A 22,708-nucleotide genomic window follows, 5' to 3' on the forward strand; every position below is an offset into this window, starting at 1 on the left:
CTGAATTATTATGGCTAAACTGGAAGACTTGTCTGATCGTACGATTGCTGAAGAGCGGACTTTGAATGAATCCGAACGCACCCTCTCAGATCCGCAGACACAGCCGGATAAAAAAATCAGTGCATTCCGCAGCTACAGGGTGCTGGAACTCCTGCCTGCCTCCGGGGCTGAGGCTGATATTTACAAAGTCACGAAATCAGGCCGGGATTTCATCCTCAAATTATACAGATACGGTAACACTCCCAATACAGAGGCTCTCAGGAAAATCATGGAAATCAGCCGGAAATTTCCCGGGGACGTGATCCATGTTTTTGAATCTGAATTCGACGAGGAATCCAGGCGTTATTTCGAGATAATGGAATATGTCCGTTTCGGATCCCTGAAAGATCTCATGGCTGACCGGGATTATTTCACCCATGACAGGATGCTCGAATTGGTCCCTGCATTGATGAAAGGATTGAAAACCCTTCATTCCAACAATCTCCTGCACCTTGACCTCAAGCCCTCCAATATTCTGGTGAGAAACCGTTCCCCGCTTGAATTGATTTACACGGACTTCGGAGTTTCTTCGGTGATTGACGACGAGATCTCCCGGAAAATGACCATGAATCTGAAGGGTACACCTATGTACTGGTCGCCTGAGGCTTTTACGCAGGTGGTGGGAAGGGAATCAGATTTCTGGTCAGTCGGAGTAATCATTCTGGAAATCCTGAAAGGCAGGCATCCGCTGCATGGGCTGGACATGCGGAACATCATGTACAGCCTGTCCACGAAAGGGCTGGAGGTCCCTGGAGACCTGCCCAAAGCCTATCAGCAGCTTCTGAAAGGTCTATTGACGAGAAACCCGGGCCGAAGATGGTCTTTCGCAGAGGTCGAACGCTGGCTTTCCGGCGGGACTGAAATACCGGTGTTTTTCGATTTCAAGCCTGAATTCAGAGAGTTCCAGAGTCCGATTTCATTCAACGGCAAGGATTTCAGTTCCCTGGAGGAACTGCTGCATGCTTTCATTCTGGACGAGGAGAGCTGGATAGAAGGCAGGGAACTCATAGCCGGCGGCAGTCTTGAGGAATGGCTCAGACGAAACGGAGAGTATGATTACTGCATCACGATTGAGAAACTCAGAAAAATGGCCAGGAACGACAAGGATTACATGCTGGTGAAGATCACGCTGGCCTATCTTAAAGGAACTGGATTTGTTTTCTACGGGAAATTGATATCTTTTGAAAACGTTTTTCTCTTTGCCTCCAGGGTGCTCTCCGGAAATTTTTCCCACGGGGAGCTTTGCATAGTCAAGGCCCTGATGAGCGGAGCGCTTCTCAACTATTACAAGGATTATCTGAGGGCGATCCAGAAAGATGAAGACAGGGACGAGTTTCATCAGCTGCTCTCCGTGATGCGCTCCGAGCATGCGAAAGAATCCTTTGAAAGCAGTCTGGCCGGACTGCTGCAGATTTTCGATTTCTGGTGGAAACCAGAGGAATATTATTTCCCTGCTGACTGCTCCATTCATGAGAAGGTTGTTTTCCTGCGCGAGCACGCCGGTTGCATGATGAAGAAAAAAGACTTCCTGCTCCTCAGGGAGCAGTATTTTATCCCTATGGAAATGGTGGAAGGGCTGCAGAGCGGGGAACTCCAGCTGGTCCATAATTATCTGCAGGAGTTGAAGAGGCTCAGGGAGGAACGGCTTCTGGTGGAGCGTGAGAAAGTCGGGCCGAATGTGGTCACGCTCAAGGAATATCAGGAATTCGGAAAACTCTGCAAGAACAGGGTCGACATTTCTCTATACCTGATCATTCCATCGCTTCTGAAATCTCTTTCCAGTCCGAGATTTTTCAGGTATGAATTCTGCAAGTTGAGCCAGTATCTGAAGAGCCTCAGGCAGGCAGAGATAGAATGGAGCAAATATGACAAGCGGCTGCTGCGGGAACTGGAAGACGTTCTTCAGGCTCCCCGCTTTGCGGATGTAAAACTGCATGAATTGCTGATTACGGGTTTGATGAGCGCATTTCTATTTCTGGAACTGCAGTATCTGCTGAAACCGTTGTTCCCGGAGTCGATCCAGGCAGAATCAGGTCTGAATGCAGGATTGATACTTCTCGCGGCTGGAATCGGGCTGTTTTCCGGAGCTTACAAATGGGTGGATTCCCTGGAAGGCGAGAGAATGGTTTCGTTCGGCAAAGGCTTTTTCCTCGGTGCATCTTTGTCACTTTTATTTTTATTCCTGTTGAAATGGACCGTGCCCGGCACAAGCATGTTTGTCACTGCAGCCAGCGGTTTTGTTTTCGGTTTTGCGATCTGTTATCTGATCTATGATTATTACGGGGCAAAAAAAATAGCCAGGATTTACGAAGATTATCTCTACCGGATTCTGGCAGTGGAAGCGCAGAACAAGTCAGACAGGCTCAGCGACCGGAAAAGGTGATTTTAAGCGGCAGTTTCCCGCCTGCATTGAAGAAACGGAAATAGGCCAGCAGCCGTTTTCCCGGTAGTTTGAGTTCCTCATCGGGTTTCGGTTCCACTGACTCGATTTTTACTTGATCAGTTACAGTCACCAGCACTGCGTGATGCCTAGACGCGCAATACGGATAATCCAGGGCTGAAAAGATGGCTTTACTGCCGTTCCTGACGATCAGATCTGAGCCCTCGAATTCAGCAGCCATGAAAACAGCCTCACCGTTATTCACGGGTTCGGCCGGGATTACTTGGGCTACAAATCTGCCGAACTTGGAAGAAGTTTTCTTGTATTTTACTTCGAGAATCCTGCCCCTTGAGTCAGTGAAAGGAGTGAGCGGAACATTATGCAGCATCAGGGGAATCGATTTGACCTGTTCAGAGGCATAAATATAATCAGCATAGATTTCCAGCAGACCGCATTTTTCCCCTTCGATCTGGTAGCTGGAAATCCGGCTGTAGCTGAAGTGCTTTGAGAATGCCTGCGGATTCATTCTCTGAAAGCAGGCGCGTTTGGCGAATTTCACCGAGATACTCAGGAGTTCAGGTGAGATCCCTTCAGCCGAAAAACCGTCCATCGGCCAGTTGTCGATCCGTTCCCGGATTTCTTCCATGGTGAGAAAATCGAACTCTGACCCGGTGTTTTTGGCGATCTGGAGATACTTGAGGGCTTTTTCCTCGTCCCCTGTCAGGCGGTTGATCCGATAGAGGAGATAGTAATTAAATGCTTTGCCGGAATCGTTGCGGTCGAGGCCGATGGCTCTGCGCAGCTCATTGCAGGCTGCTTCGTTCCTGCCGAGGGATGCATAGGCCCTGCCCCGGTATGCCGCAGCCCAGTCCAGCGACGGATCGGTTGTCGCGATGGTGTCGAGTCTGGCTAGGGCGTCCTCAAACCTTCCGACATACAGCAGCTGCTGTATGATAAGCAGATTCAGGTTTGGGAGATCCGGGTATTTCCTGACCCGTTCCTCGAGCAGGGAGATGGCCGATTCGGTCTCGCCCAGGACCATCAGGTTTTCAGCCATTCCGAGATAGGCAGCGTTGTTTTCAGGATTCAATTCAATGAATCTGGACAGGCTGGACATGGATTTGTCGAAATCAGTGACAGCTTCCAGTACCATGAAATTCATCCAGTGCATCAGAATATCGTTTGCATAAAGTTGCAGGTAACTGCTGCAGAGCTTGGCTGCAGCGGAATAATCATGCTTCAGGGCTTTCTCCAGAATATCGAGTTTCAGCCTTTCCTGTTCTGGCAGCGAATCGTAAGCTTTTTTTGCTTCAGCCAGGAGAGGTATGGTTCTCTTCGATTCTCCGATTGTATTATACGAGAAATACAGAAGCAGGAGAGAATCCACGAGCAGCGGATTCATTTCCAGGGACTGGACAAGCTTGTCGATGGCCTGCTCGTACCAGAAATTCACGAAATAATCGGTCTTCGCTTCCTCGAACAGTGCCCTGGCCGCGGAATCAGAGCGCACGGCTGATTTTGCCGGCTTTCTGGCTGTGGAAACTTCTTTCCTTTCAATCTGGGGTATTTCCGAGATTATTTTAGGGGAGTTCCCGGTCATGTTCAGAAAGAAATCACGGATACCCTGGAAAATCGGACTGATCCGGTCTGCGGAGCGGATCTCATCCGCCAGTTCTGAGGTGGATTGATACCTCTCTTCCTGTTCGCTTTCCAGGCATTTCATGATGATGTGATTGACCTGAGAGGGGATTTTCGGGTTAAGGGTGCGTGGTTCGGGAAAATCAGCCCTGGTGATGCGTCCGATGGTAGCTGCCAGTTCCTCTTCCTCCACGGGTCTGCGCAGGGTGCACAGCTCATAATAAACTACACCCAGGCTGAAAACATCGGTCTGGGGTGTAATCTTTCCTTTCTTTCCCATGAATTGCTCTGGAGCCATGTAATTCATTGTGCCCAGGATCTGGTCTGAGCGAGTCAGATCGTGCCCGTCCCCGGTTTTAGCCAGGCCAAAGTCCACCAGTTTGACTGCTCCGTTCCGGCAGATGAGAATATTGGAGGGCTTGATGTCGCGATGAGTGATTCCCAGTTTGTGTACTTCAGACAGGGTATCCGCGATTCCTGCGATCAGGGAACTGGCTTTACCGAGATACTCCGGATCTTCCAGAGGATCCGTCAGGGGATCGCGCAGAAAATATGGCTGGTCTGGTGTTGACTCTTTCAGATAGCCCATTTCCAGAAGTTCTTCTGGTTTGTATTTCCCTTCAGAAAACAACTGGGCTTTTTTCAGGAAACTGTCCAGCGAAGCTCCTTCCACGTATTCCATCACATAATAGGGATGATTCAGATGTTCACCGAAGGCGTAAATCTGGACCACTCCCGGATGCCTGCATTGAGCAAGCAGCTTGGCTTCCCTGAGAAACCGCTCCCTGCTCTTGTCGTCAGCGGATGTCCCCATCAGCTTGATCGCTACCAGGCGGTCCAGCGCAGGATCATGGGCCTTGTAAACAGCACCCATCCCGCCTTCGCCGATCTTATCGGAGACTGCACAGCCGGAGAGGGTTGTGCCACTCTGAAGTTCAATTTCTTTCATACTTTCAGATTAACAACGCAGGCCGTATTTGTCAAAATGACAGGGTGCTGCGAGTTTACAGGGTTCCGGAAAAAATGTAAGATGAATTCAAGGGGGAAAAATGAGCCATGCCGTCGTGCTGACACCCACCCAGGTGCTTGGCAACTTACTTTTCACGCCGACTACTGCGGGTGCTCTGGCTTTCATAGCTGCCGGCGCCGGCGCAGCCCTGGTCAAAGGTTACATTGAGAAGGAAATGCTGGGAAAGCAGCTGGAAAACCTCCAGATCGAGCAGCGTTCCCAGATCAGGGAACTGGAAGAGACAGATGGCAGGATGATTTCCGTAGAGCTTGAAAAGCTGGCTCTCAGGAACAAGGAACTGCTGACCGAGTGCTGCGCAAACAATATTTTTCAATTAAAGGAAAAAGGGTGTCTTCTTAAGATGATCATCCACGAACATCAGGAAGTGAGGCAGAAAATCGAGTTTCTGAAGATTGACGCCCAGGAATGCAGGAGGCATCTCGAGGTCGTGGAATCCGCCATCTGTGAATGCTTCGATAAAATCAAGTCTTTCCCGTCCAGCGATGGTCTTGCCAGGGAACTGGAAAGGCTGGAACAGCTCCGTCAGGAAGCCGGGAAATCCTCCCTGCGACAGAAATGCGCATCCCTGGATGAGATCAGGGAGACGCTTGAAATGATCATCCGGATTTACGAGACCACGAGAGAAACTGAGAAGATCAATCTCAGCGAAAAATTAATGAATCTGGAAAGCCCTAAAGCTTCCAGAATCAGAATCCACAGAACAGAAATCTCGAGATTTTTCGATAAAATCGGACAGCTGGACCGTGCAACCCAGAGTTCCCTGCAAAGTCTTGTAAAAGAGTCCGGGGCTGAGGAATCCCTTGACCGCCTGCAGCTGGTTGAAAATGAAATCAAGCTGAAATACAGCCGGCTCAAAGGGGAGCTGTCCTGGGACAAAGTGCACAGGGAAGAACTCGGCCGGCTGCTGGCTCTACTTTCACAAAACCCGAGGGCCGGAAAAATTACGATGGCGATAGAAAAAGTCCTTTCAACTCCCCTGATTTCCAAGGAAAACGCAGACCGGATCTCGAAATCGGCAAGTGATTTTCTGATGAAGGAAACCGGAAGCGACATCCGGGCGGATGAAGCGATCGGCAAGGTCGGGCAGGCCCTGGCAGCTCTAGGATATGACGTCATGACCGGCAGTGATGGAGAGGTAGCGGGAAAACTGAAGCGTGGAGAAGTAGTCTATCTCGACACAAAGTGGAGAGAGTATAAAGTAATGCTCAAGTTCAGCGGAAACGGGGAAATTGTGACCAGAATGGTCCGGGTTGTAACTGCTGCACAGGCGAAACAGGAAATTTCCATGCATCAGAAGCTCAAAGACCGTGAAATAGCATCTGAATGGTGCAGTGAGTACGATCAGTTCCTGGCTCAGCTTGCCAGCCTCGGACTCCCGATGGACGTAAAAATCCGCAAGGAACCTGACGAAGACCTGCAATATATTGTGGATGAAAAACCGGCAGGAAAGGAGAAAGGCGGACGGACGGAACGGAAGTCGCTGAAAGCCTGAAAACTTGAATGTCCAGTCAACCGGAAAATTCATCTGAAATCACCCGTTGCGAAGATAGAACCATCATCGAATCAGATAGAACTGCCGGCGGCGGCCCGGGCTCAGACACTCCCAGGAAAATCAACAGCTTCCGTGGATACCGCGTGCTGGAAATGTATCCGGCCGCTGGTGCGGAAGCCGATATCTACAGAGTCGGGAAAGACGGCCTGGATTTCATTCTGAAATTGTATCGCTTCGGCAATACCCCGAATCTGGAAGCATTGAGCAAAGCCCGGGAAATCGGCGAGAAATTTCCAGACGACCTGATCCGGATTTATGAATCTGATTTCGATCCGGATTTGAAGAGATACTTTGAGGTGATGGAATATGTCCGTTTCGGTTCCCTGAAAGACCTGATTGCCGAACGTTTTTTTTCAGGAGACAGGTTTAACCTGCTGCTCAGGGAAATGCTCAATGGTTTGAAAATCCTTCATTCCAACAATCTGCTGCATCTTGACCTCAAACCATCCAATGTGCTGGTGCGCAGCCTGGAACCGCTGAAACTGGTCTTCACTGATTTCGGAGTTTCTTCAGTAATCGATGACGAAATTTCCCGCAAAATGACCATGAATCTGAAAGGCACTCCTCTCTATTGGTCACCAGAAGCCTTTACCCAGGTGGTGGGACGCGAATCTGATTTCTGGTCCCTTGGCATTGTCCTGCTCGAGATTCTGACACTTAAGCATCCGTTTCAGGGCCTGGACATGAGAAACATCATGTACACCCTGTCCACCAAAGGAGTTGAGGTGCCGGTAATTCTTGAACCGTCGCATCAATTACTGTTGAAAGGCCTGCTGACCAGAAACCCCAAAAAAAGATGGGGAATCGCTGAACTTGAACGATGGCTTTCAGGTGAACTGGAAATTGATATTTTTTTCGACTACAGGTCTGAATCAAAGGAATATCAGATCCCTTTTTCATTTCAGGGGCTGGAGTTTCATTCCCTGACCGAACTGGTGCACGCCTTCATCCGTGACGAGGAATGCTGGAATTCTGCCAAGCAGCTCATAGCCAAGGGATTCCTGGAAGACTGGCTAAAAAAGAACGGTGATTACGAGAACTGCGTGATCTGCGAGAAATTACGAAAGCTCGCCAAAAACGACCCGGACTTTACCCTGGTCAAGATCATGCTGGCATATCTGAAAGGTACTGGTTTCGTGTTTTACGGCAGGCTGATCACTTTTGAGAATGTGTTCCTGTTCGCAACCCGGGTGATCGCCGGGCGAGCCGGACAGGGAGAGACTGCCATTGTAAGGGCTGTCGTGACAGGAGCCCTGCATACTTATTACCTGGATTACCTGACCGCAGTCCAGAAAGATCCTGAACAGGATGATTTCAGCCAGCTGCTTTCAGTGATGAAATTCAATCTTCCGAAGATTTCTCTTGAAGACAGCCTGACCAGCCTGTTCCGGATTTTTGATTTCTGGTGGAAACCAGGAGAGTTTTTTTTTCCTGAAAAACACACGATCAAGGAAAAGCTGTCTTTTTTAAAAAACCATGCCGACAGCCTGCTCAAGAAAAAGGAACTGCAGCAGATACAGGAGCGGTATTTCATCCCGCTGGAACTGGCGGAAAATCTCGGCAGTCAGGATCTCCAGGAAGTGATCGATGCCCTGGAAATACTGAAAAAAATGCGTGAAGACAAGGCCCTGATTGAAAAGGACAGGATCAGCGATGAAGTATTTTCCGTGAAAGACTATCTCCAGATCGGGAAATTCTGGAAATTCAAGGTGGAAGTCCAGCTCTACCTGAAAATCGCGAGCCTCCTGCAGGCAGTGGAAAGGCCCAGATTCAAGGGGCATGAATTCCACCAGCTGCGGGAGTATCTGATGGTCCTGAGAGGCCCTGATGTGGAATGGACAAAATATGACCTGGAAGCCTTGAAAAATCTGCTGCAAGCCATCAAACCGCACCGTTATTTCAACAGTTCTGTTTTTCTGACCCTGTCCTCCGGGATTGCGCTCGCCCTGATTTTTGTGATTCTGGACTCTATCTGCCTTTACCTGCTGGGAGATATGCTGATGGGTAATTCCCTGCTGGGTTCTATGGTTCTGCTTGCGCTTGGCTGCGGATTGTTCCTTGGCACCTATTCGACCATTGACGCATTTACCGGGGACAGGATCGCATCATTCGGCCGGGGTTTCTTCTCCGGTGTGATCGGAACTCTGGTATTGGAGTTTATGCTGAGATCGATACTCAGAACCATGGGGCCACTCTCGCTTCTCTGCAGCGGATTTCCGGCAGGTGCCGGACTGTATCTCCTCTGGTGCGACTATTACAGGGAACGCAGGATCAGCCGTGTCTACGAGAGTTTTTTATACAGAATCACCGCAGTAGTGAATCAGGATCTGAAATATGGGGCACAGTCCCAGGGGAAATAAGAAGGCCATGCAAATCCGGTTTATTTTATGCTCAGGCTGTCCAGGCTCTGCCCGTTGAGGACGCTGCTGATGGCCTCCCGCACTTCATCCCGCACAGGTTGAATTTCTTCATTCAGGTTCGCTCCCAGGTATTTCAGGATGCAGGAGTCGATTTTCAGTTCAGGCAGGTTGTGGGCTGTGGCGAGCTGTGAGAAGTGTTCTCCGACTATTTCCTTCAGCGAAGCATAGTCCTCATACAGATTTTCCAGAGTGCGGTCAAAGTTGCCGGCTCTGATCAGTGATTTTTCCGCCTGTGCGATGCAGGAAAGCTCAGCCATTGTATAGACGAGCCTGGCTGTGTCGTCGTTGTCTTTGCCTGTGCTGAGTTTCTTCTTGAGTTTTTCTGCTTCCTGAGCTGTAAGCAGTTTCCGCTTCACCGCGCTGTCAATGCCGCTCAGAATGCGTTTTTTGATTCTGTCTTTTTTCTGCTGGGAAACAGTAGTGGGCAGATTCAGGTAACGCTGGATCCTTCTGACATAGAAGTTGTACGCGAATTTTCCGCGGTCCTGAGTGCATTTGGCGAGAGTATCAATCGATGGATCAATCTGAGGATCAGGTTCTGTCAGTTCGAAGCCCAGCCCTTTGGCTTTGATCTGGGCTGTCAGTTTGGCTGCCTCGTCCTTGGTAAGGATTCCGGCTTTCACTCCTTCATTGATCGCTGTGATCAGGGCATTTTTCAGCTCTGCCTTGACCTGGGCCGGAGTACCAGCAGGCAGGTTGTTGTAATTGTCGACCATGGTCTGGTAGACCTGGACTGCCGTCGTATCTCTGGTGTCTGCATAAAGGATGCCTGTCAGAAGGATGAATATTGTGAGAATCAAAATTGAATTTTTCATACGGACCCCCCTCGATACTGTATACCTTATATTTTAATTATATTTGGAAAATGACCTTTGTCAATTTCAGAATAATTTTTCACCTGAAAATGGGTCGTCCGATTTTAAAGACAAAATTTACAAAACCGTTAAAGACGGGTAAAATGCTGCCAGTCAAATGAACAACCTTCACAATCAATCGGGAAAAAATGGTATCAACGATCAGACAGTCTACGAATCAGACGCTACAATTTCCGAATCCCTGGATGCTTTGCACCCTGAGAGTTTAAGCCAGTTCCGCTCTTACCGGGTTCTGGAGCTTTTTCCTGCAGCCGGAGCAGAAGCAGACATCTACAAGATCTCAAAAGATGGCCGGATCTACATTCTCAAACTATACAGATATGGCAGCAACCCTAATCTCGAAGCCCTGAAAAAAGTAAAAGAAATAGGGGAAAAATTCCCCGGAGATGTGGTCAGGATTTATGAATCCGATTTTACCGAGGATTTGAAGAGATATTTCGAGGTAATGGAGTATGTAGAATATGGTTCCCTAAGGGACCTTCTGGCTGATAAAAATTACATGTCAGGGAACAGATTGAAAGATATACTCGCTGAGATCTTGAAAGGGTTGAAAACCCTGCATGCCAACAATCTGATCCACCTGGATCTCAAACCTTCCAATGTGCTGGTGAGAAGCCGCGACCCGCTGGACCTGGTGTTCACTGATTTCGGGGTTTCTTCAGTGATTGACGATGAAGTTTCCAGGAAAATGACTCTTGGCCTGACTGGAACTCCAGCCTACTGGTCTCCTGAAGCCTTCACCCAGATTATTGGAAGGGAGTCTGATTTCTGGTCCCTGGGAATGATCATTCTGGAGCATTTAAGCGGCTGCCACCCTTTCCAGGGGCAGGACATGAGGAATATCATGTACAGATTATCCACCAAAGGAGTGGAAATCCCTGCAGGGATCGATGGGTCCTGGCGCTTGCTGCTGAGCGGCCTGCTGACCAGAAATCCCAGGAAAAGGTGGGGATTCGAGCAGGTCCGGAAATGGCTGGCAGGAGAGCGGGAAATTCCGACTCATTTCGATTTCCTGCCTGAAACGAGGAAATATCAAAAGCCATTTTCCTTCCGCGGCGAGGATGTGTTTTCGCTGGAAGAACTGCTTCATTCAGTGATCCGCAACGAAGATCATTGGGAAGTAGGCCGTACTGCTCTGGGAAAAGGATTTATCGAAGAATGGCTCAGGATAAACCGGGATTATGATAATAACCTGATTGTGGAAAAATTACGCAAACTCGCAGGATCTGACATTGATTTCGCCCTGGTCAAGCTTGTACTTGCCTATCTGAAAGGCAATGGATTCGTATATTACGGCAAACTGATAACTTTTGAGAATGTTTTCCTTTTCACTTCCAGAGTGGCTGCCAGAAAGAATACCCAGGGAGAGGCCTGCATAGTCCGGGCAGTGATCAGTGGAGCATTGCTCGTTTATTACAGAGATTATCTCCTGTCCATTCAGAAAGACCCTGACAAGGATGAATTTCATCAGCTGCTCGAAGTGATGAAGTATAATCTGCCGAGAGTTTCATTTGACGAGAGCCTGATCAGTCTGTTCAGAATTTTTGACTTCTGGTGGAAACCCGGGGAATTTTATTTTCCTGAAAACTGCACTGTACGCGAGAAGGTTTTCTTCATAAAAAACCATGCGGACTGTCTGTTGAAAAAGAGGGAACTTCAAGAGATCAAAAAAAAATTTGCCGTTCCTGAGGAACTTGAGGAGAATCTTCTCAGCCGGGAGATTGAGACTGTGATCGATTCTCTGCTGATCATGAAAAAAATCAGAGAAAACAATGCCCTGATTGAGAAAGATAATATTCCTGAGGTTTTTTCCGTCAAGGAATATCTGGAAATCGGCAGGATCTGGAAGAACAAGGTCGATCTGTCTTTGTATCTGAAACTGCCTGATTTGATAAAAGCCCTGGAGTCCCCCAGATATCAGAATTATGAGATAGGAAAGCTCAGGGAATATCTTCAGATCCTGAAAAGCCTGGATACTGAATGGAAACCCTTTGACAAGGAAATAATCCGGGAAGTTTTGAAAGCAGGTGTGATCCCTTATTCCTGCCGGAATAAGGCGATCTTTTCAATCCTGTTCGGGATAGCCTTCTGGTTGATTTCTTCAATCGTTTTTATTTTTTTAGCTGCATTTGTCTCCCTTGTTTCCAATCAGATGCCTTTCTCAGAGAGCACTTTGAATCTTCCTGCCCTGGCTGTCGGCCTCTGGGCAGGAACATATTTTGCGATCGACTCATACAACGGGGAGCGCGTAATTCCTTTCTGCAAGGGATTCCTGATCGGTACTATCTGCACCTTGCTGATTGAGTACTCAGTCCAGTGGCTTGTCGGGAGCGGAGACAGCCTGGCCATTCTCGGGTGTGCCGAATTCAGCCTGGGCTTCATCTTCTACTTTTTCTGGCGGGAATACCATCTTGAAACCAGATACAAGCATGTGTATGAGCGTAATCTTTATCGGATCCTGGAGATCGTCAACTTTACCATCCATTGATACCATACAGGCGGTTATTTATTGCATAACGCCTTTCCTTGTGATTGAATATTGGCATGAAGATAAGGCAATTTTTCAGCTTTTCAGTGATCTGGATTCTGACTGCGGTTTTAATCACTTTGTCTGCAGCTTCCTCTGAGGAAAACAAGAAGTTTCCCATTCTTTACACAGGCAAGCTTCCTGATCATCAAAAGATCGTGGCCAGGACCGAAATTGATACCCATTACCTGCAGGAGCGGGTTGCAGACCTGCTGAAGGACCAGAAAATCGGCGAGAACGACTACCAGCTCCAGCTTTTCTCCGAATCAGGGGATCTGGTAATCCGTGCCGGGAATGAAAAGATCAGGGACCAGGTTCTCGAGATTCTCAGAAACGTGGAAAAGTATTATTACACTGTCATCCAGACCAAAACCATTGCGCTCCATTATGCCAATGCAGTGGAACTGGCAGAACTTCTCAGCAATATTTACAACCCCAAAACTTACATACAGCAGGATGACGGCCAGTTCTTCGTCAAACGTGACCCCTCAGGGATCGACATCTCGCCTGACAACCGGACCAACTCGATCGTGGTGACTGCTCCGCTCAATCTGATTAATAACCTCCAGGAGACTGTCGCTTCCCTGGATCGACATACCACACAGGTGTTGATCAAGGTTCTGATCGCGGAAGTCTCACTTGACGAGAATAACCAGTTCGGGGTGGAATGGAATTTCACTGATGGCACATTTCTGGGGAATGACGCCAGCAAGGGCAAATCAGTGGTCGATTTTGGCTATCAGTCCCAGACCAGCCAGGATGACCTGCTGGGATTAAAGTACAGCGTGCTTTCCGCTGACAGGCTGAAAGCCTTGCTGCAGATGCTTAAAACCACCAGCAAGATCGATGTTCTCTCCTCTCCGCAGCTTGTGACCTCAGACAACAGCCACGGTTATTTTCAGGAGTCTGTCCGGATCCCGGTGCTCAAAACCACAGCTACAGCGACAGGAGTGATCAGCACTTCAGTCGAGTACCAGGAAATCGGAATCAAGCTGGAAGTCACACCCAAGATCAATGTCGACGATTACATCAAGCTCGACGTGGAGCAGACGATCCAGAATATTCTCGAATCAGCCACTGTGCAGAATGCACCTACTTTTTCCAACCGCGTTGTCCATACCAGTGTACTGGCTAAAGACGGCAATACAGTAATCATCGGAGGCATGCTTAAGAATAATGAGTCTGTGACCCGCAGGAAGGTCCCTGTTCTCGGGGACGCTCCCCTGATCAAAAATGCTTTCCGCAGGAACTTCAAGACTTCCCAGAAGACAGAGCTGATGGTTTTCATCACTCCCAAGATCATCAGGACGGATAAGACAATCCAGGAAACAGTAGCAGATTTGAATGCCCCCAGACTGAAAGAAAAACTGGAGAATTCTTCCAGGGATTACTTTGCACTGAGGGAAGAGGCGGGCAGCAAAGAGATCAAGGTCACTGACGTGGGGGAAGACAGGGTCGTGATCAATGCAGGAAAGGCCGACAATGTCGGGAACAAGGACGAATTCATTCTGGTGCGGCCCAGCAAGGAATATTACCATCCCCAGACCAACCAGTTGATCGCTGTTGACGAGCTGGAAATCGGCAGGATCAGGATCGAAACCGTCAGTGATAAGACATCGATCTGCAACATCCTCTATCTGAACAAGGACGAGAAAGTGCAGCCTGGCGATCTGGTCAGGCCCTCGGCAGGCATGGATTTCGACAGTTTCAAGATGATTTCCACTGATTTTTCACTGAAATTCCTGGCAGACAGGCTGCAATGCGGGATAATTTGCGAAGTGCAGAACAGTACCAATTCTCCGCAGATCAAGACGGAATTTCCCTGGAAAACCAATGAAGTGCAGTTTTCGATAAAATCCGGAGAGGTTTTTGCCCCTCTCAAATCAGTCTGGAAAGGAGACAGGTACGAAATCTTCTTCGACAATGTGGTCGAGCCCTTGGAAATTATCAACCTGAAAGTCACTTATTCCCTGCCTATGGACGAGACTGAAGTACTCAATGAGCAGATTAACAATTCCGAAGCTTATGCCAGGTTCCATTCTTTTGTCGGAGGCAGTACGGGAAATTACCAGCTTTCGATTTCAGCCTGGTTCAGGGGACGCCTGATACTTAGAAATTTCGATATTCCTCCGGCAGTGATCGACAATCCTGACGGAAGCTGCACTCTTGTCTGGACCCATCTGGGGTCGGTCCAGTCAGTGGAAGGACAGTTCAGATACGCTGAACCTGAAAAGCTGCTCAAAGCTCTGAAACAGGTAAAAAAACCTTGAGGACAATCATCGCCCTTTTATTACTGTTCATCCAGTGCGCTTCAGCGGAGGACCTGCCTGCAGTCCTGCATGGAAAGCTCGTGGAACTGGGAAAATCCTATACAAGGACTTCAGCAGGGAACAGCGGGATTCTCGAACGGGTGAAAACGATCCTCGCTAAAAAAGGCATTGCAGAAAGCGAATACAGGATTGAACTTTATCCCGAATCCGTGGATGTGCTGATCAGGGCTAAGAACGACAAGATCAGGGACGAAGTCTATTATACTTTCCATGATGTGGAAATCTATTATTTCGGCTCTGTCCAGACCAGGACTTTTACACTTCAGTATGCTTCTGCCAAGGACGTGGCTGCCACGCTGAGCAATATCTATGCCCCGCTTTCCTTTTCCCAGCAGGACGGAAAAACTGTAATCAGGAGGCAGGATGCCCAGAATGACGTGTCAGCCGACTTGCGCACCAATTCCCTGGTGGTGACTGCCCCGCCCTGCGTGATGGACGGCATCAGAGAAACGATCCTGGCCCTTGACAGGCGTACGACACAGGTGATGATCAAAGTGCTGATTGCCGAGGTCTCCCTTGATGAGTCCAGCCAGTTCGGGATTGAATGGAACATGCTGGACAGCTCTCTTTTCGGCGGAGAAAAGGAAACCACCAACACTAAAATCGATTTCGGAAACCAGACCCAGGACAAGCAGGATGAGCTGATGGGTTTGAAGTATTCCATACTGAGGGAAGACAAAATGCGGGCCATGCTGCAGGCCCTGCAATCCTCCTCCAGAATCGACGTGCTTTCATCGCCCCAGCTGGTGACAGCCAACAACAATCAAGCTTATTTCGAAGAAACAGTCAAGGTGCCGGTCGAGAACACCACCACTACTGCTACAGGTGTAATCAACACTTCCATAGATTACCAGGAGATCGGGATCAAGCTCAATGTGCGGCCGCAGGTCAATCCGGATGAAAACATCATGCTGGACGTTGAACAAACCATTCAGAATATTCTGACCTTTACTAATGTCCAGAATGCTCCCACTTTTTCCAACAGGGTGGTGAAGACCAAAGTGCTGGCCAGGGACGGCCACACAGTCGTGATCGGCGGCCTGCTGAAAGACAATGTCACCATCAACCGGAAAAAAGTTCCCCTGCTAGGCGACCTGCCGCTTGTCAAGGACGCGTTCAGAAGAAACACCAGAGAGACCAGCAAAACCGAACTGATGGTATTCATCACACCACAGATTTTCAAGACAGATATGAAAATGGAAGAGGTCATTCCCAAGCTGCATACTCCTGAACTCAAGGAAAAACTCAGTAAAATCTCAGATGATTTCCTGACAATCAGGGAATCAGAAGGGCCAAGGGAATTCTATGTGATCGATGTCAACGGAGATGAACTGCTTCTAAATCTCCGTAAAAGCGACGAAGTGCGGATCGGAAGCGAATTCAGAGTGGTCAGGCCCGGGCAGCAGTACTTTGATCAGAAAACCAACCGGATGGTGACAGGAGAAGAGCAGAAAATCGCCAGGATCAAAATCATGTCGATCAGGGAAAGCACTTCACTGGCATCTGTGATCTTCGTAATGGAAGGCGAAAAAATCCAAAAAGGGGACCGGGTGCGGCGCCCTGACGACAGCAATTTCGCTTTCAGCGAGTTCAAGGTGCAGGAACTGGAGATAAAGCTTGATCTCAGGCTGGATAGCACCGCAAAATTGATCGCTGTCCTGAAACTGAAGAATATCAGCAGTTTTCCTGCGATGAAAACAGAAGAACAGGAGGGAACCTCCGGTGAAGTCAATCTCTCCATTAAAAAAGGTGAAGAATGGATTCCTTTAAAGACTGTCAGAACATCTCCGGCAGAAGACAGTTATAAAGGTATGATCTATTTCAACCGCTGGATTCAACCCGGTGAAGAGTTCAGCATGAAGATCGAATATGTCGCAGCAGCCGGAGCGTTTTGTAACGTCAAAGAGAAATGCCTTACGGAAATCAAAGACCTGAGCAGCTTCGATCCTTTTGAGATGAATTTTGGTCCATATTCCGATGACTGCAAGGTCAATGTGGTAATCCATAATCCTGGAGAACTGCTGGTGCGTGACTTTGATTTCAAGCCATTTGTGATGACACACTCCGATAAAACCACTTCCCTGATCTGGACCCATATCGGGGCCCCATTGAGAATAAAGGGCAAAACCAGATTCAAGGACCCGCAAGCAGTCTTGAAAAACTTACTTGAACAATAAGGGGAGCTTTCAAGATTTGACTGAGAAAATTCCATCCCTTTACAGAGAACTGGAGCTGCAGATCGGTTTTACCGACTTCTGCGATCTCAATTGCCGGATGTGCGTGCAGTCATTTGACAGATTTGGAGTTTACGGGAAAGAGGAATTGAAATTAGCAACTCTGCATCAGGGGAAGAAAGGCTTCATTTCCGAAAAACTCCTATCTAAAATAGTTGATGATCTCGAAAAATCGCAGCTGGATTTTCGTTTTATTCTTCTCCACTGGCTGGGTGAGAGTCTGCTTCATCCGGAATTCCCGCTCTTTCTGAAGGCTCTTTCGAAAATCAGATTCTCCGGAGAATTCATGCTCTTCACCAATGCTTTGCAGCTTTCGGAAAAAACAGGGAAAGAAATCCGGAATATCTTTACTGAGTCAGGCCATAAAATGATTCTGGTCTTCTCCCTGGATGCTTTCTCTCCAAAGACCTTCAGCCTGATCAAAGGAGCTGCCGACTTCAACGTGATTCTGCATAACATCAAAAATTTCATTACTAAATTCGACCTGCCAAACTTCAGATACATCTTCCGGTTTTTAGTCTTACGTGAAAATTTCAGGGAAGCGGAAAAATTCCTGGAATTCTGGAAACATTTTGTTTCCGGTGAACTGGGGTCAACCGATCTGGCAGTTAGCTTTAATGAGGAAAAGCCCAGGGACATAGGGAATAAATTCATCATCAACTTCAGACGCGCCGCTGCGATCATGCAGGAGGAAATGGAGCTTCTTCATAAGGAAACCGTGGTCAGGCTGGGGTTGGTACAGAACCAGCCAGGCAGGATCACTGATTTCGGAGATCTGATTTCAGGGGAAACCGTGAGGCCTCCCTGCCCGGCTCCATTCAGAACCCCGGTAATTCATTGGGACGGCCGGGTTACTGCCTGCTGCGCAGACAGCGAACTTGAGCTCTGCCATGGGAATCTGGAAAAAAGCACTTTTTCGGACATATTTCTTAGTGATCAAGCCGGACTGTTAAGAAAAGCGCATCTTTTCAACCGGAAATTACCTCCGCGTTGTGAGCGCTGCGGAAATCTGATGGGGAAAGGACTCAGCTGGAGTCAGATCACTGAACTGAAATCATTTTATTCTGAATCGCAACCCTAAAGATTTGAATCAGGAGGAAACATGGATAATGGGAAAAAAGTAGTTCTCGCTTACAGCGGAGGTTTGGACACATCCGTAATTTTAAAATGGCTGGTGGAAAAGGGATTTGAGGTGATCTGCTTTGTGGCAGATGTAGGACAGAGAGAGGATTTTGATGCAGTCCGGGATAAAGCCGTGAAGACTGGAGCTTCAAAGGTCAGGATCCTTGACTTGAAAAAAGAGTTCGTCACTGATTTTATTTTTCCGGCTCTGTGGGGTAATGCAATCTATGAAGGACGATACCTGCTCGGTACTTCCCTGGCCCGGCCGCTGATCGGGAAATACATGACAGAAACCGCCAGAAACGAAGGTGCAGGATACATCTCTCATGGAGCAACCGGCAAGGGCAATGATCAGGTGCGCTTTGAGCTGACCTGCTTCGCGCTGGATCCGAAAATCAAAGTCATAGCTCCCTGGAAGGACCCGGAGTTCCTTTCTGCATTCAATGGGAGGAGTGATCTGATCGCATATGCTGAAAAGCATGGGATCCAGGTCAAAGCGCAGATTTCCAAACCTTACAGTGAAGATGAGAATCTGATGCACATCAGCCATGAGGCCGGAATACTGGAAGATCCAGGGTTCCCGGCTCCGGAAAATGTATACAGTCTGACAGAGTCACCCAGAAATGCACCGGATTGTGAAACCAGGATTGAAATTCAGTTCAGGGATGGCAACCCGGTACTGCTGAAAAACCTGGAAGACGGAACCGAAAAGCAAGATCCGCTGGCTCTGTTTTGCTGTCTGAATGAACTTGGAGCCAGAAACGGAGTGGGAAGGCTGGACATGGTTGAAAACCGTTTTGTGGGTATCAAATCACGAGGTGTTTACGAAACTCCAGGAGGCACCATCCTCTGGGCTGCACATAGAGACCTGGAATGCATTGCTATGGACAAGGAAGTGATGCGTCTGCGGGACATGCTTTCCCCGAAGTTTTCTGAGCTCATCTACAACGGCTTCTGGTTCTCCCCGGAAATGGATTTCCTGCTGGCTGCGTTCTCCAAGTGCCAGGAAGCCATCGACGGCATAGTTACTGTCAGCCTGTACAAAGGGAATGCTTATGTTACCTCAAGAAAGTCTCCGACTTCCCTTTACAATCAGGACCTGTCCAGCATGGAAGTTGAGGGAGGCTTTGACCAGACGGATTCCAGGGGATTCATCAATATCAATGCGCTGCGGCTCAAAGCCCACAATCTGGTGCTCAGGAGCACTGACCCATATGGCTGGCGCAAAACGCTCACTTCCAGGAGCGGAAAATGAGGCTCTGGGACAAAGGGATTGATCCGGACGCGATGGTTGCGGAGTTCACTGCCGGCAATGACCCGGAAATCGACCTTGAGATTTTGCAATTCGACTGCCAGGCTTCTGCTGCACATGCCAGGATGTTGAAAAGCCTGAACATATTTGATCAAGTCGAACTGGATGGAATTATCACAGAGCTGGATGCGATCAGGAAAGAAGCCCTGGCAGGAACTGTGACAATCCCTCCTGAAATGGAAGACTGCCATACTTATGTCGAGGACAGGCTTACCAGAGTCCTGGGCGAGCCTGGCAGGAAAATTCACACTGCCAGGTCACGTAATGATCAGGTCCTTACCGCTGTCAGACTGTATGAAAAAGACAGACTGGAAAAAATCAGGGAATCATTATCAATCCTTTCCAGATCGCTTGAATCATTCAGCAGGAAGCACAGCGATATCCCCATGCCCGGCTATACCCATACACGCAGGGCTATGCCCTACTCAGCGGGATTGTGGGCCGGATGTTTCTTGGAAGCACTTGCCGATGATCTGACGATCGTCGCATCTGTGGCAGCCCTGATCGACAGGTCGCCGCTCGGCACAGGCGCAGGCTATGGCGTCCCCATGGAAATCGACAGGGAAATGACGGCCAGGGAACTCGGGTTTGCGGGGTTGCTTGAAAATTCCTCGTATGCCCAGCTGACCAGGGGAAAATATGAAGCTGCAGTCCTGCACGCACTTTTTCAGGTCATGCTCGACCTGAACAGAATGGCATCAGATATCATACTTTTTTCTTCGGCTGAGTTCGGTTTTTTTATCCTGCCTGAGAAACTATGCACCGGCAGTTCGATCATGCCGCAGAAAAAAAACCCGGATCTGCTGGAACTGGTCAGAGCACGGCTGCATCTGATTTCCTCCTGCGAAATTCAGGTCAGGGGGTTGATCTCAAACCTGACCAGCGGATATCACAGGGACATTCAGCTCTCCAAGGAACCTGTGATCAGGGCATTCAGGATCACACTTGACTGTCTTGCCGTAATGACAAAGATTTTCACTGAAATGTCGGTAGACAGGGAAGCCTGCCAAAAGGCTCTCACGCCAGAGGTGTTCGCTACTGCCAGAGCGTACGAACTCGTCAGGCAGGGTATTCCGTTCCGGGAAGCCTACAGAAGAGTTGCGGCTGAGCTTAATGCAGCGGCAAAAGATTCATAACAAACTATTCTGACTGTCAAGTATATATGATATCTTAGAAGTAATTTCATAACATGGAGCCGTCATGAAACCTTTCCTGCTGCTTGCCGTCATTTTATCCGGAGGGACAGCCATGGCTTTTAATGTCACTTTTTCAGTCACAGCCCCTGCAGGCACTGAAAAATTATTCATCACAGGCAACTGCCGCAATCTGGGCGACTGGAATCCTGGACAGGTGGAAATGACGAAAACAGGTCAGGTATTTCAATTCAGCACAACCCTGGAAGGGAAAATCGAGTATAAATACACAAAAGGCAGCTGGGATGGAGTTGAAAAAGACGGAAAAGGGCAGGAAATCGGGAATCGCACTTTGGAAATAACGGCAGATATGGTCATCAAAGATGCAGTTGCCGTTTTCTCAGACACAGCAAAGGCCAAACCAAAAAAGAGCCTGACAGGCAGCATCGAATTGATCGAAACCCTGAAATACAAGCTGATTGTCTATCTTCCTCCTGGTTATCGCAGAAGTAAAAAGAACTATCCGGTTTTTTATCTCCAGGACGGCCAGAACCTGTTTGACGCTTCCACCAGTTTCATGGGTGTGGAATGGGGCTGCGATGAAACTGCAGAGAAGCTGATCAAGCTGAAGAAAGTCGAACCATTGATTATGGTCGGTATTTACAACTCTTCTGAGCGGATCAGCGATTATACCGCATTTCCGGATCAGAAAAACGGCGGAGGCAAGGCTGATCCATACCTTGATTTTATCGTTAAATCTGCAATGCCCTTTATCAATTCCCATTATCGGGTAAAAAGCGGGCCTGAAAACTGCGGAATCGGCGGCAGTTCGCTCGGCGGTATTTTTTCACTTTATGCCGCTTTTTCCCATCCTGAGCTGTTCGGCAAATGCGCAGTGATCTCACCATCATTATGGTGGGCTGACCGCGCCATTCTGAAGTGGCTTTCCGGAAAAGGACCCGGGAAAATCTGGCTGGACATGGGAGATCAGGAAGGTGAGCCTGGCGAGGAAGCCGTTCAGTCCATCCTGAATCTGCGCAGCTTAAAGGAAAAATTGATTGGCATTGGTTATGCCGAATCGGATTTAAGCTATCTGGAAGTCAAGAATGCTGCTCATAACGAAGCAGCCTGGGCTGCAAGGTTTGACAGGGTTTTAAGCTTCCTGTTTCCAGCCCTGGAATAAACATTTCAATACTTCTGACCCTGCAGAATCTCCTTTTTATCCAGCAGATCCTGGAATCGTGCCAGAAACTGAGCAGGGGATAATTCGAATGATGGGGAGAGCAGAAATTCTTTCCTGTGATGCCCGTAAAGCCGCTGGATCACGATATCCGGTCTCAGATTTTGAAGGAATTCAGCCAGTAGATCCATGTATTCATCCACAGAAAACAGGTGGAACTTCTGTTTCTGATAGTCATTGCCGAGTACTGTATTCCTGAAAACATCCAGCTGCTGGATTTTCAGAAAATTCACCGGAAGTTTGGAGATCACCCGGGCGGTCCTGATCCAGTGCTCACGAGTTTCCCAGGGAAACCCCAGGATCAGATGCAGCCCGGCCTGAATGCCTCTCACTGAGGTTTGTTCAAGAGCAGTCACCAGACACTGGAAATCATGGCCTCGATTGACCCTCGCCAGCGTATCGTCCGAAATTGAAGGCAGCCCGTATTCGAGTGTAATATCCCAGGTCCTGGCAAGCAGGGCCAGATGATCCAGTTTCCATTCGTCTACGCAATCAGGTCTGGTGCCGATGCAGAGCCCGCTGACCTGCGGCAAAGACAGTGCTTCATTGTAAATTTTGATCAGTCGCGACAAAGGTCCGTGTGTATTGGAGCCTGACTGGAAGTAGACCAGGAATTTTTCCGGATTCTGCCTGACTCTGCTGACCATGATCCCATGCCTGATCTGTTCAATGATTCCGAGTCTGCGCACTGATTCAGGTGCTGAAAAAGCCGATGGATCGCAGAATGTGCAGCCGCCGTGCGTGATCGAACCATCCCGGTTGGGGCAGGAAAATTGAGCATCTACCGTGATCTTCTGCACCCGGCAGCGGTATTTTTCCCTCAGACAGGTAGAGTAATCGAGATATCTTTTTCCCATGTCCTGTTATTTTACCATG

The 22,708-nt window shown here is 48.6% G+C and carries 13 protein-coding genes; 10 read left to right on the plus strand and 3 right to left on the minus strand.

Features of this window, described 5'->3' with window-relative positions; genetic code table 11:
• Positions 1-10: 10 nt before the first annotated feature.
• Positions 11-2,422 (plus strand): protein kinase, encoded by a 2,412-nt coding sequence (locus PHW04_07845; protein MDD2715787.1) that lies wholly within the window; start codon positions 11-13, stop codon positions 2,420-2,422.
• Here the strand turns inward: PHW04_07845 and PHW04_07850 are convergent.
• Complete coding sequence (locus PHW04_07850; protein MDD2715788.1) at positions 2,403-5,006, minus strand: protein kinase; 2,604 nt, start codon at positions 5,004-5,006, stop codon at positions 2,403-2,405. The genes PHW04_07845 and PHW04_07850 overlap by 20 nt on opposite strands.
• A 100-nt stretch (positions 5,007-5,106) precedes the next feature.
• On the opposite strand from PHW04_07850, the gene PHW04_07855 reads away from it, so the two are divergent.
• Together PHW04_07855 and PHW04_07860 are read left to right on the plus strand one after the other, a co-directional pair.
• Positions 5,107-6,579 (plus strand): hypothetical protein, encoded by a 1,473-nt coding sequence (locus PHW04_07855; protein ID MDD2715789.1) that lies wholly within the window; start codon positions 5,107-5,109, stop codon positions 6,577-6,579.
• Between the two features lie 8 nt (positions 6,580-6,587).
• Positions 6,588-8,999, plus strand: a complete 2,412-nt coding sequence (locus PHW04_07860; protein MDD2715790.1) for a protein kinase — start codon at positions 6,588-6,590, stop codon at positions 8,997-8,999.
• A 20-nt stretch (positions 9,000-9,019) separates the two neighbouring features.
• On the opposite strand, the gene PHW04_07865 is transcribed toward PHW04_07860, so the two are convergent.
• A complete protein-coding gene (locus PHW04_07865; GenBank protein MDD2715791.1) occupies positions 9,020-9,874 on the minus strand; it encodes a hypothetical protein in 855 nt (284 codons plus the stop codon).
• A 157-nt stretch (positions 9,875-10,031) separates the two neighbouring features.
• Here PHW04_07865 and PHW04_07870 point away from each other — a divergent pair, with 157 nt between their 5' ends.
• The 7 genes from PHW04_07870 (at position 10,032) to PHW04_07900 (ending at position 21,775) form a co-directional block, all read left to right on the plus strand.
• Entirely contained in the window at positions 10,032-12,422 is a 2,391-nt protein-coding gene (locus tag PHW04_07870) for a serine/threonine-protein kinase (protein MDD2715792.1), read from the plus strand.
• Positions 12,423-12,478: 56 nt separating this feature from the next.
• Complete coding sequence (locus PHW04_07875) at positions 12,479-14,731, plus strand: secretin N-terminal domain-containing protein (GenBank protein ID MDD2715793.1); 2,253 nt, start codon at positions 12,479-12,481, stop codon at positions 14,729-14,731.
• The gene (locus PHW04_07880) at positions 14,728-16,968 is read left to right on the plus strand and encodes a secretin N-terminal domain-containing protein (GenBank protein ID MDD2715794.1); all 2,241 of its coding nucleotides are present in this window, start codon (positions 14,728-14,730) and stop codon (positions 16,966-16,968) included. Before PHW04_07875 ends, PHW04_07880 begins: the two co-directional genes overlap by 4 nt.
• A 16-nt stretch (positions 16,969-16,984) precedes the next feature.
• Positions 16,985-18,106, plus strand: a complete 1,122-nt coding sequence (locus PHW04_07885; GenBank protein ID MDD2715795.1) for an SPASM domain-containing protein — start codon at positions 16,985-16,987, stop codon at positions 18,104-18,106.
• A 21-nt stretch (positions 18,107-18,127) separates the two neighbouring features.
• Positions 18,128-19,402 carry an argininosuccinate synthase gene (locus PHW04_07890; protein MDD2715796.1) on the plus strand — a complete coding sequence of 425 codons (1,275 nt, stop codon included), beginning with the start codon at positions 18,128-18,130 and terminating at the stop codon, positions 19,400-19,402.
• Positions 19,399-20,595, plus strand: coding sequence for an argininosuccinate lyase (argH, locus tag PHW04_07895; protein MDD2715797.1), 1,197 nt, complete (start codon positions 19,399-19,401; stop codon positions 20,593-20,595). Before PHW04_07890 ends, argH begins: the two co-directional genes overlap by 4 nt.
• Positions 20,596-20,659: 64 nt before the next feature.
• The gene (locus tag PHW04_07900; GenBank protein ID MDD2715798.1) at positions 20,660-21,775 is read left to right on the plus strand and encodes an alpha/beta hydrolase-fold protein; all 1,116 of its coding nucleotides are present in this window, start codon (positions 20,660-20,662) and stop codon (positions 21,773-21,775) included.
• Positions 21,776-21,780: 5 nt separating this feature from the next.
• Here the strand turns inward: PHW04_07900 and PHW04_07905 are convergent, their stop codons facing one another.
• Positions 21,781-22,689 (minus strand): TIGR01212 family radical SAM protein, encoded by a 909-nt coding sequence (locus PHW04_07905; GenBank protein MDD2715799.1) that lies wholly within the window; start codon positions 22,687-22,689, stop codon positions 21,781-21,783.
• Between the last annotated feature and the right edge of the window lie 19 nt (positions 22,690-22,708).

The organism is Candidatus Wallbacteria bacterium (assembly GCA_028687545.1).
Taxonomy (GTDB): domain Bacteria; phylum Muiribacteriota; class JAQTZZ01; order JAQTZZ01; family JAQTZZ01; genus JAQTZZ01.